The following is a 14,457-nucleotide window of genomic DNA, read 5'->3' on the forward strand; positions in this document are numbered from 1 at the left end:
ATTAGGTTCTCAGACATAAAAATAGTATAATTATTTCACATAATAGAATCTTCACAAAGTAAAATAAGTGGAAAATACTGGCATAAAGAGGTACATTGCAGGGACTCTATTCTTTTTGGTGTATTTACTACAGATAACGGAGCAGGCATATAATCCATGACGAATAATTATGAAGAGTTTGAGCAACGCAAACAAGATCACATCAAATTAGCCTTAATGCCTGAAAATCAAACCGCAGAACTCAGTACTTTCGAACGCATCAATCTAATCCATGACGCCCTTCCTGATTTAAATTTTGATGAAATCAGTATTAAAAGTTCCCGATTTGGCCAAGCAGTAGAAAAACCCTTTCTCATTAGTTCCATGACAGCAGGCCATCGCCGAGCAAAGCACATCAATCACAACCTCATTGAAGCCTGTGCGTTGAATGGTTGGGCTATGGGAGTAGGCTCACAAAGACGAGAACTCACGGATCCCAAAGCAGCTTTTGAATGGCACGGTTTACGCCGGGATTTTCCTCAAGTCCACTTATACAGCAATCTAGGAATCGCCCAATTAATCACCACATCACTATGTGATATTCAACGCTTAACTGATGCTTTGCAAGCGAATGGATTAATTATTCACTGCAACCCCTTACAAGAGTGCATGCAACCTGAAGGAACAACAACCTATAAAGGAGGCTGGCAAGCCTTAGCTGAATTAGTTAAAAAACTACCTTTACCCATTATCGTTAAAGAAACTGGTTGTGGATTTTCTCAGGCCACGATGACCCGTTTGAATGATATTGGCATTGCCGCAATTGATGTAGGAGGCTTGGGAGGAACTCACTGGGGACGAATTGAAGGACATAGAGCAATCCATGACCCTATTCGCCAACAAGCAGCGATTACATTTCGTAACTGGGGAATTGATACTGTAACCTCTGTTAAACAAGCTGCCGCCCTAAAACCTACTTTCGAAATTTGGGGTTCAGGCGGTGTTACAAACGGCTTAAACGCTGCCAAGCTTTTTGCACTGGGCGCCTCAACCGTGGGTTACGCAAGACCCTTGCTTGAAGCCGCATTGGAATCTTCGGAACAGGTTAGTCTATGCATGCAGACAATTGAGTATGAATTAAAAGTTGCAATGTTTTGTACTGGGAGTAAGAATTTAAGTGATTTGCCCCAAAAATTGGGTTAATACAGTGATTTATATTCCCCTTTACAAAATTTAGCTCTGCTATTAAAGACAGGAACTCGTGCGCATGTCATTCGGAGAGGCCTGAATCACGTCCTCCTGAGGAGTGTACGATGGATCTCCTGATTGTCGGATTAATTTTATTCTAAAGCTCATACGCTACTAATGATTGCATACTTCAGATCTATGTTCTTCATGACAATAAGTCTTCCTTAATCTCTAAAATTTTGACCTGCTCTGAGGCATATATATCGTAAAATTGCCGGCTGGCAATCTTCGTGTAATGAACCCCTTCTAAATAATTATTTAAAACCTCAGGAGGAAATCGCCAAAGTTTCGAAAAATCAAATACATAGTTGGGCGTCCTAATTTTTTCTCCAAAATGATTTTGACCAGGAGCAGAATATAATACATATTCCCCAGGCTTTAGTTGCGTTGGAAATAAATAACCCGCAGAAAATAAACCAAAATAAACGAATCCTTTGGCAAAAGGAACATCCAATACGTGCAGATCCTTTTGTAGTTCAGTAACAATTGTATAACACTTAGGGGTTACATACAGACCACTGAAAGGACCCGGCACATCCACTTTTATCGAATTTTTATAGAGCGCGACCCCGGTATAATTTGCTCCATAAATAAAATTCCATTGAAAAAAAGCAAGCTCCATGAGTCCAAAAATTAAGACCGCTCTTGTTGCAAAATAGTGTAATGAATTTACGGCATTGAAATATTTTTGGAAAATAAAAAAGATAAATAAATAGGTTAATAGAGTAGCAGGGAAAAAACCTATAATCCAATTCATATCAAGCATGTGTGCCGTTACACTAGTTAAAATACCGGCTGCTAAAGAAGGGAGTCCAACAAAGAAGAATAATTTTCTAGCTTCTACATCTTTTCTTAAAAAGATTAAAAAGATAGGGAAACTCAAAAATCCCGTGTAGTTTAGAACAAAAAATGTATCCGTATGGATAGCGTGTTGAATATTAACTTTAAATAAAGGAATTACGAGGATACTGAAAAAACACGTTAATAAAATGAACCAATATTTTCTACCCATATAAGCAATAAATAAGATACTTAACGCAATCAGAAAACTGATTAAATACTTAGAAATTATTCGATGAGTCAACTCGAGAGATTTATCAAATATATTTTGGTTAGAAGATAAACTAAGACGATGTAGAAAATCTAAAAAATTATGCAGATCTTGGGTTGAAACCTCAAAATGATAAAAAATAATCCAAGCCATTGCCAAGCCTGCAAGACTAGAAATCAAAAAATGAAAAAGGAAAATTTTTTTTGAATGCTGACTGAACAAGCAGAAAATCAGATAAAAAGGAATAAGGAAAAAAAGAAATGTAGGATAAGCCATACAGAGAATGAGATTAAGTAATGAGAAAACGACTAAATGGCTTTTTCTTATGGGCTCAATAAATTGAAAACTAAAAAATTGAAAAAGAATATTTGCCCATAGCAGCGTAGCCAAGGTATCGTAATGAAAATTATTTATACCAAAAGGATGAAATATACTCATCCCAAAAAAGATAAAAAACGATAAAATAAGGGGTAAGGTTTTTCTTATTAGTATGAAAGTATAAGCACTAGTAAAGAATACAAAAACAATATAGCTATGCCTTAAAAACAAAATAAGTTCATTATTTCCATGATGCAACCATAAACTTAATTTTACTAAAGGATATAACAGTAATCCAAAGGGAATAAATGCAGAGAAATCATCAATAAAAGGACGTTGACCTTTAATAAAACGAAGTGATGTGGCTATAGGCAGACTTTCATCGCTTAGAGGTCCTACAAAATAACTAATAAAAATGAGCAATGCGCAAAAAAATAAACCGGTAACGAGTATCAAGTAATAATCCATAGTTAATTTTTTTTGCATTGGTTCTCCTTACAATGTCTCCTCTCCCACACTTGAGTGTGTATCATATAATTGACACATCTCAAAGAAAAGCGATTTTCTTTTTTGTTCATAGAGACGAATACTACTGAATGAACTTCATTAATAATTGCCTATAAAATAGGCTCGTGTTAAATTACTACAACAAAAATGCACTGACTTCTAAATTAACTCAGATTATTTATCTTGTTATTATTTTGGAATGTATAAATTGATCCAAAGGTATTTCTCATGGAACTCTATCAAATAGATTGAATGCCTTTTAAGCTACTGAATTTCAATTACAGGATGTAGAGAGAAAATGAAAGGAATCGTTTTAGCTGGCGGTAGTGGAACCCGTTTATACCCTTTAACTAAAAGTGTATCCAAGCATTTGCTACCTGTTTATGATAAGCCTTTGATCTATTACCCTTTATCAGTTCTCATGCTTGCGGGACTTAGGGATATTCTCATCATTTCTACTCCCCAGGACATTCAAAATTATATGAATTTATTAGGCGATGGAGCTGATTTTGGCATCCGTTTACAGTATGAAGTCCAGCCTAAACCTGAAGGCATAGCTCAGGCATTTATAATTGGTGAAGATTTTATTGGCAATGATGGGGTTTGCCTCATTTTAGGCGACAATATTTTTTGGGGCCAGGGATTTACTTCAAAACTCAAAGAAGTAGCCTCACGCACCATAGGCGCAACGGTATTTGGGTATCAAGTTAATGATCCGAGCCGCTTTGGTGTTGTAGAGTTTGATGAAGACTTAAAAGTAAAATCGATAGAAGAAAAACCAGAATATCCCAAATCACATTTTGCTGTCACTGGATTATATTTTTATGATAATAATGTGATACAAGTCGCTCATGATGTACGACCTTCTCTTCGCGGGGAACTAGAAATTACCAGCATTAATCAAACTTATCTTGAGCGTAATATGCTGAATGTTGAGTTGCTTGGTCGTGGTTTTGCCTGGCTCGATACAGGCACTCATGATAGTCTTCTTGAGGCTGCCTCATTTGTAGAAACAATTGAAAAAAGACAAGGATTTAAGGTTGCATGCCTTGAAGAAATTGCGTGGAGAAACGGTTGGTTAAACGATCAAGAAATCTCCAAAGCTGCTTTTGCTTTATCAAAAAATAGTTATGGAGAATATCTCTTCTCTTTGTTAAGAGAGCCTTAGATGATCCAAAAAATTAATCTAAATTGGATTGTTTTTTGCACTATTTTTTTGATTTTGCTCACGTGGCTTTTTCTTCACTTCATATTTTGAGCTTTGATATTATGGACTATCCAGAGTTAAACAAGAGCGTACGATTGCCAAAAAAAATTGCTATTCTGCAATCTAATTATATCCCTTGGAAAGGGTATTTTGACATGATTGCTGCTGTTGATGAGCTCATTCTTTTTGACGATATGCAATTTACTCGACGTGATTGGCGGAACCGTAATCAGATCAAAACATCACAAGGTCCCCAGTGGTTAACTGTTCCTGTGAAAGTTAAAGGCAAATATTTTCAAACCATTCGGGAAACTGAAATTGATGGTAATGATTGGGCACCAAATCATTGGAAATCATTAATGCAAAACTATAAGCGGGCACCTTATTTTGATGAAATTGCTGCTTGGCTTGAACCTCTTTACTTAAGCAACTCATATACGCATCTTTCGGTATTAAACCACCAATTTATAAAAGCCTTATGCCATTATCTAGGGATAACAACCGTTATTAGCAATTCATGGGATTATAATATAGTAGAAGGGAAAACGGAGCGATTAGTCAATTTATGCCTGCAAGCGGGAGCTGCTGAATATATTTCAGGACCCGCCGCCATGAATTACATCGAAGAAGATGTGTTCACTGCACAAAACATTAAACTTACTTGGTTTGACTACTCTGATTATGATGAATATCCTCAATTATGGGGTGACTTTATCCATCAAGTGAGCATCCTCGATCTGCTATTTAACTGTGGTAAAAATTCATCAACTTACATGAAGCATTTAAAAACATGAAACTTTCAATTGTTACTACCCTCTATAAATCTGAGGCATTTATTCATGAATTTTATCAAAGAGTATCGCATATCGCGCAGAAATTCGCGGATGATGATTATGAAATTATTTTTGTAAATGATGGCTCACCTGATAAAAGCTTGGAACAAACAGTACTACTTTCAGAGCGTGATAATCATGTGGTCGTTGTCGATCTTTCACGTAATTTTGGCCATCATAAGGCCATGAGAGCCGGACTGGAATACTCCAAAGGAGACTATGTTTTTCTAATTGATAGTGATTTGGAAGAGGAACCCGAGTGGCTAATCCCGTTTTCTGAACAAATGTCAGTTGCACAATCTGATGTAGTTTATGGTGTGCAGGAACATCGTAAAGGGGGTTGGTTTGAACGGTGGAGTGGGGAAATTTATTATGTATTCTTAAATTGGTTAATCAATATTGATCATCCTAAGAATATAACCACCGCTCGGTTAATGACAAGACGATATGTGAACGCTTTGTTAAGTCATAAGGAAATCGAATCCGTTATTTCCTGTTTATGGGTTATCACTGGATTCAAGCAGTGTGCTTATACAGTAAATAAACATACAAAGAGCACGACCACCTACAGCTTTTTTAAAAAAATTAATCATATGATCAATGCAGTCACTTCTTTTAGTGCAACACCGCTGCATATGATTTTCCTATGCGGTATTTTCGTTTTTTTCGGAGCTATTTGTTACGCATCCTTTCTGATTATCGAACGTTTTTTGATGGCAACTCCTCTGAATGGTTGGACCTCCATCATGGTTTCCATTTGGTTATTAGGGGGGATGATTATCTCGTTTATAGGAGTAATAGGAATTTATTTGGCGAAGATATTTTCTGAAACCAAACAACGCCCTTATGTAATTATTAGGAATATATATGGAAAAAGTGATTGAGGATATTAATACAAAATATGAACGGTATTACGCGAGCAGAAGCAGTTTAAAAGTTTATCCAACTGAGTTTGTGGTGAGGACCATGCTCGCGAATTACCCGGGTTTAAATTTTATAAAACCAGTACCAGGAAATAAAATTCTAGACGTTGGTTTTGGCGATGGAAGAAACACTACTCTTCTTTGTGATCTCGGATTAAATGTGAGTGGCATCGAAATAACCCAAGGAATTGTCGAGCAAACGCAAGCCAGACTAGCAAAAATGGGATATAACCCCGATTTGCGTGTTGGCAGAAATTCCTGTATTCCGTTTGCTGATGCTGAATTTGATTATATTTTAGCATGCCACTGTTGTTATTATTGTGATGAAAATCAAACTCTGCTCGATAATCTTAATGAATATTCTAGAGTATTAAAGAAAGATGGTTATCTAATAGCATCTGTTGCCAATAAGGCCTCTTATATCTTTGATAATGCTCAAGAACTTGAAGATGGAACATTAACTATTGCCCAGGATCCTTATAACAATCGCAATGGGTATCGATTACAAGCTTTTGCAAATAAACATGAAATTGAAGCCTATTTCGCCCCCTTATTTAAAAACTTCTCTTTCGGCTCTGCTGATAATGATTATTATGGGATTACTGAACGTGTATTTTGGGTAGTATGTCAAAAGAGGTAATAAATGAAAAAAAATTTCCACTATTGCTGTCCTGAGTTTCAATGTGAGCGTGCGATTCTATCCAGTCAAAACGATGGATTACATTGTCCTAATGGGCATTTTTTCCCGTATATTCAAAATACAGATGCACCTATTTTTGCGTGTGATGCAGATAATGCAAATGATTACTCCCAAAATGATGCAGTAACGATTCATGACAATTCGTTCCAGTGGGTTTTTCAAACTTTTGGGACAGATGAGTCAACTTTAAGAAAAAATTTGGTTTCTCGTTTGAATTTGTCACCAGGCCAGACCATTCTTGTGACTGGAGCAGGCTCTGGTAATGATATTCCCTTTCTTGCCAAAAACCTTAGTGGAAAAGGAACAATTTATGCGCAAGATATTTCCAAACAAATGCTCATTGCAGGCATAGAAAAATACAGCTCAAGCCTCAATGAGTTTGGTGTGGAAGTATTTTTCTCAGCAAGTGATGCGACGAACCTCCCTTTTGAAGATAATTTTTTTGATGCGGCTTATCACTTTGGCGGCCTCAATTTATTCTCTGATATTCAAAAAGGGATTTCGGAAATGGACCGAGTGGTTAAGCCTGGTGGACAAGTACTCATTTGTGATGAAGGAATAGCTCCTTGGCTTAAGAAAACCGAGCTTGGAAAGATGCTCATTAAAAATAATCCACTGTATGCCTATGAAGCCCCTTTGGCTCTTATTCCCCCCAATGCCAGAGCTGCTAAATTATCATGGGAGCTTAGTCATTGCTTTTATGTCATTGAGTTTACGGTGGCAGATACTCCACTCCCCATTAATATCGATGTCCCTCATATGGGTAAAAGAGGGGGTAGTATTCGATCACGCTACCTGGGACAGCTTGAAGGTGTGGACCCAGTTTTAAAAGATAAAGTGTATGCGATGGCAGAAAAACTCGGCATAAGCAGAGTGGAATATTTAGAACAATTACTTAAAGCGGGTTGTGAGTTGTAAATTGATTTTGGAGAAAAAATGAAGGATCGTCTCAAACATGCAATACCATTTAATTGGCAAAAAACAGGATTAGTTTTTCAACCAAATATGCCAGGTTATACTCATGGATCACATCCTTGTGCAATTCACTACAAAGACGACATTTTTATCATTGCATTTACATGTCGTGATTCAAAAAGCCGCTCAAATATTTTCTTATCTTATGCAACTGTGTCAGATGGACACATGTCGCTTATCGGCACACCTAAATTAGCCCTGACTCCTGGAGCCCCCTGTTACTTCGACTGCGATGGAGTAATCAGTGTTTGTTTTGTGACTAATAAGGACCAACATTATTTATATTATGTAGGATGGCAAAACCTTCCAGAAGAATTATGGATTTGTGATACAGGCAGAGCAATTCTAAATAAAGAGAATCTCACCCTAGAGAAAGAATTCTTAGGGCCTGTTTTAGGCCGAGATAAACATAACCCTCTTTTTGCAGCAGCAACCGCCTTCCATATCACAGGAGATATTTGGCATACCTGGTATAACTCCGGCATTAAATGGGAAAAATTGGAAAATGGGTGGCACCATCATTATGGTATCCATCATGCTCAATCGCACAATGGCATCGACTGGGTTTGTGACCCAGGAATGTGTATTCCATTTGCAGATGAATATGAGTATGCTTTTGGCCGCCCCAGCGTTTATTACAACGAGGGAATCTATTACATGTGGTTTGCTCATCGCGCCACAAAAGATATTGCGACTTATCGAATCGGTTTTGCTTCATCCTCTGACGGATTGAAATGGAACCGTAACGATAATTTAGCAGGTATTGATGTATCCTCTGATGGCTGGGATAGCGAAATGATTTGTTATCCTTATATTTTTGAGCATCGAGATCAGCTCTATATGCTTTATAATGGCAATGATTACGGAAGAACCGGGTTTGGCCTGGCGGTACTGGAGGATCTACAGTGAAAAAAATTATTTTTGCTGGTAATGCAATTACAGCTAACATTCTGCATGGTTACCTGTCACAAGATGCACGCTATGAAATTGTAGGGCTTACAGTCGATGATGAGTTCATTGAAAGTAATGGAGTTCATGGAATTCCCTCAATCCCTTTATCTAATCTTGCTTCTGCTTATAACCCGCAAGACCACTCTGTCATCATGGCTATGGGATATAACGACATTAATCGTAGTCGTGAGTCAATGTTTCATCGTCTTAAAGCAATGGGCTATCGAATCGAGTCTTATATTCATCCGGATGCTAAAGTTTATACCCAGCAACCTATTGGAGAAGGATGTATTATTTTACCCTCAGCGGTTATAGAACCCCACGTCAAAGTAGGAGCAAATAGTATGATCTGGGCTAATGTAACTCTGGCTCATCATTCCAGCATAGATGAGCATTGTTGGGTTGCATCTGGAGCGGTGATTTCTGGGCAAGCCCAAGTGAAACGCAATACATTCATAGGAGTTAATGCAACGATTGTTAATGAAATAGTGGTTGATGAGTACTGCATTATTGGTGCTGGGGCTTTAATAACCAAAAATACAAAACCATCAAGTGTTCATTTAGCACGTTCTGGTGAGGAACTCCGCTACTCGTCCCAGGACTATGTGAAATTTTTTGGAGTTTAAAAACATGAATAAGCGTTTAGTTTCAGTTTTAGCCAATGTCTTTGGTTTACGTGCGGATGAAATAAAAGTTGAATTGACTAAAGCAAATTTAGGAAGTTGGGATTCGCTAAAACAGATGGACTTAGTAGTATCGCTCGAGCGAGAGTTTAATATTGCTTTAGAAATACCTGACATTATTAAAATGGATTCTGTTGGACAAATCATTGACGTTCTCGCAAATAAAGGAGTCGATCTTGGAGCTTAAAGGTGCGATTGCCCTGGTTACCGGGGGTGCAAAAGGACTAGGACTGGCAATCGCTACTTATTTACATGAGTGTGGTACAAAAGTTGTTATCGCGGATCGAGATACCCAGGCTCTAGCGGCTCTGCCCCAAGGTATGGAAGGATATGTTCTGGATGTGACGCATCCCCTCGAAGTAAAAAATGTGATACAAGAGATTATCACCCGCCATGATCGCATTGATATTTTAGTTAATAATGCGGGCGTGATCTTTAGCAAGCCGATGGTGAACATCATGAATTCGCCTGAAATCATGCATGATTATGAGAGCTTTCGTCAGTGCATCACAATGAACTTGGACTCGGTATTCATTATGACCTCTGCGGTAGTCGAGCACATGGTAATGAAAAGAGTAAAAGGAGCCATCGTAAACATTAGTTCAATTAGTGCATGCGGTAATGAGGGACAAATTGCTTACTCTGCCGCAAAAGCAGGAGTTAATGCGATGACTGTCACCCTGTCTAAAGAACTGGGTCGACTGGGTATTCGTTGCAATGCAGTGGCACCAGGTTTTATTGATACCGAATCCACGCGCCAGGCACTTAACGAATCCATAATCAAACACATTCAAGCCAATACCCCACTGCGAACACTGGGGCAGGCAAATAATGTAGCTCAGGCAGTTGCCTCGCTCATCACTAATGATTTTATGAATGGTGTGGTGCTGGATGTTAACGGTGGATTGACCATTTAAATGATCCGATTAGAAAAAAAAGAGTACGCTCCAATATATCAACTTTATTTAAGTAGCCAATTTTTTTTCCCATTAATTGCAGCGGTACTCCTTGATGAACAAGATGGGGTGGTCTATGTTAATGATCAAGGCACCCCCTCCCAAGTTTATGTGGAACATGCTTTTGGGTTTGCTCAAGTATTTGGTAACACTGATCCACTCTTTGAGCATAAATTAGAGCACTATTTACTCCTCGATAAAAATTTTCATTCCGATAAAGTTCGTCTGTATGCTCCTTATGCTCCCGAGTTTATAGTACAACCTCAATACGAGTCGCTGAGATCTTATAGACAACGTTTCGTGCTCGGCGCTGAATATCAAATGGATAAGCCAATCCCCTTGAACCAATCAGACAAGATAAGTTACTCAGAAGTGAATCAAACGAATATTAATCTTATTGAGAGTACATTTGGTTTGGTATCGCGATTTTGGCGGAATGCTAATGATTTCATTCAAAAATCAAATGCTATTGTTATTTTTTATGAGGGAGAAATGGCATCAATATGTTATGGCGCCGCGCAGGCGAATAACTGTACTGAAATCGATGTATTGACCTTAGCTCATTATAGAAATTTAGGGCTTGCAAATAAGGCGGTTGTTTGTTTTATTACTCATTGTTTAGAAGCAGGATTAACTCCCTTGTGGGATTGTTTCACTAATAATTCTGGTTCCATGATGCTCTGTAAGTCAGTAGGTTTTAATGGTATGAATGATCCTTATCTCTTTTTTACCATCAATAAATGAGAGGGTAAAAATGATACAGCGCTCGAAAAAGGACTCTTACGATTTTGAAGAGAAGATATGAATAAATATTACCATAATTTAGGTGTGTTATTTGATGATGTTGTATTAGAGAATGCAACGCAACCCGCTCTTCGTTATCCCGAACAGTCGATTAACTATGCAGAATTAATGGACTGTGCTCAACGATTAGGTGCTTTTTTACTTTCCAAAGAAATGCGGCCTGGTGATGTAGTTGCAATTGGGAGTAGTAAACACTTTTTGACCTATGCACTGATGATCGCATCAATTCGATTAGGTATTGCTTACGTCAACATTGATATTGCAGCACCTTTAGCTCGCAATTTACCTATTCTCCAAGTGAGCCAAGCTGCATTTTTATTCTATGATGATCCGGCTTGCAGCAACCAGATGCACGACTTAGCTAATGCAAGTAAAATTCAAGCGATTGAACTTAAACCGGATATCCTTCCATCAGTTACTCCGAGCGCTCGAGAACAACAAATACAGTTAATGAAAAAAATTGATGGCTCCACTATCGCCTATGTTATGTTCACTTCAGGTTCTACTGGAATTCCTAAGGGTGTTGCGGTAACGCATCAAAATGTACTGCATTTTATCTCTTGGGGTAATCAGTATTTTCAAATAAACAATCACGATAATTTTGCCCATTTAAGTCCCTTGTACTTTGATAATTCAGTCTTTGATTTTTACGTAGGATTATTTTCTGGCGCTTCATTAAGTCCGGTGCCGCGTGAGTTATTGACCAAACCTTATGAACTTGTCACTCATGTAGGCAATATGGAATGCACCATTTGGTTTTCAGTCCCCTCCTTATTAATCTATCTGGTCACCATGAAGGCAATGGAAACCAAAACACTTTTAAAATTACGTCATATTATTTTTGGTGGCGAAGGTTATCCCAAAACAGAATTAAAAAAACTTTATGATTTGTTTTCCAGACAAGCAACATTAGTAAATGTTTATGGACCTACTGAATGTACGTGTATTTGTAGCGCTTATAAGTTAAGTGCGAATGATTTCACACAGCTCAATGGGCTTCCTCCCTTAGGTACCCTCAATCCAAACTTTGACTATCTTATTCTTGATGAACACGATAAGGAAGCGACGGAGGGTGAACTATGTCTTTTAGGACCTAATGTTGCGGCGGGTTATTTTAACGAATTGGAGCGCAGTGCAAAATCGTTTATTACGCTTTCCGAACCACAACGTTTTATGAAACGCATGTATCGCACTGGAGATCTTGTTCAAGAAATAGATGGAGCTTTACATTTTATTGGCCGAAAAGACAACCAGGTGAAACACATGGGGTATCGTATCGAATTAGAGGAAATAGAACATGCTCTGGTAAAGTTTACGCAAATAAATCAAGCGGCTGTTGTTTATCATCGAACCAATGTTGCCTATGGCAAACTGATTGGTTTCGTAGCCAGTGCTGACGATGTTGATGAACAAGCCCTTTTAGTGGATTTAGGTGAATTACTACCAACATATATGATCCCAAGCCGCATTATTGTAAGAAAAGAATTACCTAAAAATCCAAATGGGAAAGTAGATCGCCAACAACTTCTTTTACAATGTGCGGATTAAGAATGAATCGATTAATACAAAAATTTCCGGGCCTATATCAATTCATTCGATACGGTGTTGTCGGCGTGATTAATAATCTCATTGGTTATCTCATTTATTTACTCGTCACTTTTTTTTGGCTTGAACCCAAAGTAGCCATTACTCTTTTTTATCCCATAGGTGCGTTAATAGGTTACTTTAGCCACTTCAAATATTCATTCGCTTACCAAGGAACACATCGGTTTGCCTTAATACGATATGGGATCGCCCATTTTATAGGCTACGGGATCAATTTTATCATGCTGCTACTTCTTGTAGATAAACTTAAGTTTCCGCATCAAGCAATTCAGGGGATCGCTATTTTTGTAGTAGCGTGTGCCTTGTTTCTGATGTTTCGATATTTTGTTTTTCCACAGGTACGTTATCAAAAAGTAAAGCCTCGAAATTTTGAGGTTGTATCGTAAATTAAAGATGAACAGAAAATTACCCTATTATTTGTTCAAATGCCCATTTGAATCTCATCCTTTCCTTGTGAGTCTACTTTTGTTTGGCCAATATATTCACCTAATGCTTAGACCTCTTTGGCTAAAGAATTAGACGCAGAATAAGAAACGGATGCCGGAACTTCTGCTGAGGATTTTTTCCGTTTAAGCCGCATAATGGGTTCTTCAAAATATTTAAATGATAAACCCGAAATACCAATAGTTAGAGCGGCGCATAATACATAAATAAAAGCAACATACCAAGCATTATCATGCGGTACATAATTTCGAATAAACCATATAGTCAAAAATACCACGATGGGATGGAACATATAAATTCCGTATGAAATAGTTCCTAAGTAATTAAATATCTTATTTTCATATTTAAAAAAACTTCGCGGATTACATGAAACATTAAGAATTAACGATAAAAATACGAAAGGGACAAAGGATGCTTCAATGAAGTGGGATACACCCTTAGTGTTACAATAGATTAACCAAGCAATGGATATATAAGTACATAGTTGTGTCACGGGATTAAAAATAATATTTAGTACTCTTTTTTTCTGGGTAAACAATAGCCATGCCCCTAATGCACCAACGGCCATATTTTCAATTGGGAAAAGGCGAACAAGAAATCTCGCAAATAACGTCGTGAATTGATTTGAATAAATATGAGCAATAAATGAGGGTAAAACAAATAATTCCAAAACTAATTTTATTAGAATAAATAAAACAATCATCACCAGTATCGATCGTCTGAATCGGATAAGAAGTAACGGCCATATTAAATAAAATTCATTTTCAACACCCAAAGACCAGATATGAGAGGCTCCATTCACAATATTGTCTACTAACCCAGCAATATTAGGAATAAATAATAGAAGTAGAAATGTTGATAGCGGATGAATGGGTTCATGGTATGAGGGAATCAATCCATAAAAAACTAAAAACATTAGAAAACTTAGCCCTACTATTAAGATCTGTAAGGGGGCTATACGTAATATACGACCACGGTAAAATTTTTTTAAATTAATTTGATCAGTCTGGTTTTGTTCTTCGAGTAGACGGTAGGTAATTAGAAAACCACTCAATACAAAAAATAGTAATACAGCCTCATGTCCGGATAATAATAAATGATTATATTTAGCAGCATTTTGAAAACCAAATAGGCTTAAAAACACTCCTGTATGCTGAATAAATACACATATTGCAGCAATAGCCCGCAACCCATTAAGCCCTGGAAAAAAGCGATGTTGTCCTTGTATCTTCATTGATATTCCATAACTGTTGATTATTTTTTATATACATTA

General features: G+C 37.4%; 15 protein-coding genes. 13 read left to right on the top strand and 2 right to left on the bottom strand.

Going from position 1 to position 14,457, the window contains the following annotated elements:
- The first annotated feature begins 156 nt into the window (after positions 1-156).
- Positions 157-1,182 (top strand): type 2 isopentenyl-diphosphate Delta-isomerase, encoded by a 1,026-nt coding sequence (fni, locus tag ACWTEW_RS09005; RefSeq protein WP_454781347.1) that lies wholly within the window; start codon positions 157-159, stop codon positions 1,180-1,182.
- Between the two features lie 190 nt (positions 1,183-1,372).
- Here fni and ACWTEW_RS09010 read toward each other — a convergent pair whose 3' ends face one another.
- Positions 1,373-3,082 (bottom strand): hypothetical protein, encoded by a 1,710-nt coding sequence (locus ACWTEW_RS09010; RefSeq protein ID WP_454781348.1) that lies wholly within the window; start codon positions 3,080-3,082, stop codon positions 1,373-1,375.
- Between the two features lie 319 nt (positions 3,083-3,401).
- On the opposite strand from ACWTEW_RS09010, the gene rfbA reads away from it, so the two are divergent.
- Genes rfbA through ACWTEW_RS09070 form a run of 12 tightly spaced genes read left to right on the top strand, consistent with a single transcriptional unit; the run spans position 3,402 to position 13,126 of the window.
- Complete coding sequence (gene rfbA / locus ACWTEW_RS09015; protein WP_454781349.1) at positions 3,402-4,271, top strand: glucose-1-phosphate thymidylyltransferase RfbA; 870 nt, start codon at positions 3,402-3,404, stop codon at positions 4,269-4,271.
- 35 nt (positions 4,272-4,306) lie between these two features.
- Positions 4,307-5,104 carry a WbqC family protein gene (locus tag ACWTEW_RS09020; protein WP_454781350.1) on the top strand — a complete coding sequence of 266 codons (798 nt, stop codon included), beginning with the start codon at positions 4,307-4,309 and terminating at the stop codon, positions 5,102-5,104.
- Positions 5,101-6,027, top strand: a complete 927-nt coding sequence (locus ACWTEW_RS09025; protein WP_454781351.1) for a glycosyltransferase family 2 protein — start codon at positions 5,101-5,103, stop codon at positions 6,025-6,027. Before ACWTEW_RS09020 ends, ACWTEW_RS09025 begins: the two co-directional genes overlap by 4 nt.
- Positions 6,011-6,706: a class I SAM-dependent methyltransferase gene (locus ACWTEW_RS09030; protein WP_454781352.1), complete on the top strand. Its 696-nt coding sequence runs from the start codon at positions 6,011-6,013 to the stop codon at positions 6,704-6,706. The genes ACWTEW_RS09025 and ACWTEW_RS09030 overlap by 17 nt, the downstream gene beginning before the upstream one ends.
- A gap of 3 nt (positions 6,707-6,709) precedes the next feature.
- Positions 6,710-7,684 carry a class I SAM-dependent methyltransferase gene (locus ACWTEW_RS09035; RefSeq protein ID WP_454781353.1) on the top strand — a complete coding sequence of 325 codons (975 nt, stop codon included), beginning with the start codon at positions 6,710-6,712 and terminating at the stop codon, positions 7,682-7,684.
- A gap of 18 nt (positions 7,685-7,702) precedes the next feature.
- Positions 7,703-8,650, top strand: coding sequence for a glycoside hydrolase family protein (locus ACWTEW_RS09040; RefSeq protein WP_454781354.1), 948 nt, complete (start codon positions 7,703-7,705; stop codon positions 8,648-8,650).
- Positions 8,647-9,318 carry an acetyltransferase gene (locus ACWTEW_RS09045; protein WP_454781355.1) on the top strand — a complete coding sequence of 224 codons (672 nt, stop codon included), beginning with the start codon at positions 8,647-8,649 and terminating at the stop codon, positions 9,316-9,318. The genes ACWTEW_RS09040 and ACWTEW_RS09045 overlap by 4 nt, the downstream gene beginning before the upstream one ends.
- Before the next feature lie 4 nt (positions 9,319-9,322).
- Positions 9,323-9,562: an acyl carrier protein gene (locus ACWTEW_RS09050; RefSeq protein ID WP_454781356.1), complete on the top strand. Its 240-nt coding sequence runs from the start codon at positions 9,323-9,325 to the stop codon at positions 9,560-9,562.
- Positions 9,552-10,292 (top strand): SDR family NAD(P)-dependent oxidoreductase, encoded by a 741-nt coding sequence (locus tag ACWTEW_RS09055; RefSeq protein WP_454781357.1) that lies wholly within the window; start codon positions 9,552-9,554, stop codon positions 10,290-10,292. The genes ACWTEW_RS09050 and ACWTEW_RS09055 overlap by 11 nt, the downstream gene beginning before the upstream one ends.
- Entirely contained in the window at positions 10,293-11,075 is a 783-nt protein-coding gene (locus ACWTEW_RS09060) for a GNAT family N-acetyltransferase (protein ID WP_454781358.1), read from the top strand.
- Positions 11,076-11,132: 57 nt separating this feature from the next.
- Entirely contained in the window at positions 11,133-12,683 is a 1,551-nt protein-coding gene (locus ACWTEW_RS09065) for an amino acid adenylation domain-containing protein (RefSeq protein ID WP_454781359.1), read from the top strand.
- A 2-nt stretch (positions 12,684-12,685) separates the two neighbouring features.
- Complete coding sequence (locus ACWTEW_RS09070) at positions 12,686-13,126, top strand: GtrA family protein (RefSeq protein WP_454781360.1); 441 nt, start codon at positions 12,686-12,688, stop codon at positions 13,124-13,126.
- Between the two features lie 107 nt (positions 13,127-13,233).
- On the opposite strand, the gene ACWTEW_RS09075 is transcribed toward ACWTEW_RS09070, so the two are convergent.
- Complete coding sequence (locus ACWTEW_RS09075; protein WP_454781361.1) at positions 13,234-14,418, bottom strand: acyltransferase family protein; 1,185 nt, start codon at positions 14,416-14,418, stop codon at positions 13,234-13,236.
- Between the last annotated feature and the right edge of the window lie 39 nt (positions 14,419-14,457).

The organism is Legionella stuttgartensis (genome assembly GCF_977063405.2).

What these genes read in the sequence shown, in the direction of transcription:
- fni (WP_454781347.1), top strand. Translation starts at nt 157, where the DNA reads ATGACGAATAATTATGAAGAGTTTGAGCAACGCAAACAAGATCACATC.
- ACWTEW_RS09010 (WP_454781348.1), bottom strand. Translation starts at nt 3,082, where the DNA reads ATGCAAAAAAAATTAACTATGGATTATTACTTGATACTCGTTACCGGT.
- rfbA (WP_454781349.1), top strand. Translation starts at nt 3,402, where the DNA reads ATGAAAGGAATCGTTTTAGCTGGCGGTAGTGGAACCCGTTTATACCCT.
- ACWTEW_RS09025 (WP_454781351.1), top strand. Translation starts at nt 5,101, where the DNA reads ATGAAACTTTCAATTGTTACTACCCTCTATAAATCTGAGGCATTTATT.
- ACWTEW_RS09030 (WP_454781352.1), top strand. Translation starts at nt 6,011, where the DNA reads ATGGAAAAAGTGATTGAGGATATTAATACAAAATATGAACGGTATTAC.
- ACWTEW_RS09035 (WP_454781353.1), top strand. Translation starts at nt 6,710, where the DNA reads ATGAAAAAAAATTTCCACTATTGCTGTCCTGAGTTTCAATGTGAGCGT.
- ACWTEW_RS09040 (WP_454781354.1), top strand. Translation starts at nt 7,703, where the DNA reads ATGAAGGATCGTCTCAAACATGCAATACCATTTAATTGGCAAAAAACA.
- ACWTEW_RS09050 (WP_454781356.1), top strand. Translation starts at nt 9,323, where the DNA reads ATGAATAAGCGTTTAGTTTCAGTTTTAGCCAATGTCTTTGGTTTACGT.
- ACWTEW_RS09060 (WP_454781358.1), top strand. Translation starts at nt 10,293, where the DNA reads ATGATCCGATTAGAAAAAAAAGAGTACGCTCCAATATATCAACTTTAT.
- ACWTEW_RS09065 (WP_454781359.1), top strand. Translation starts at nt 11,133, where the DNA reads ATGAATAAATATTACCATAATTTAGGTGTGTTATTTGATGATGTTGTA.
- ACWTEW_RS09070 (WP_454781360.1), top strand. Translation starts at nt 12,686, where the DNA reads ATGAATCGATTAATACAAAAATTTCCGGGCCTATATCAATTCATTCGA.
- ACWTEW_RS09075 (WP_454781361.1), bottom strand. Translation starts at nt 14,418, where the DNA reads ATGAAGATACAAGGACAACATCGCTTTTTTCCAGGGCTTAATGGGTTG.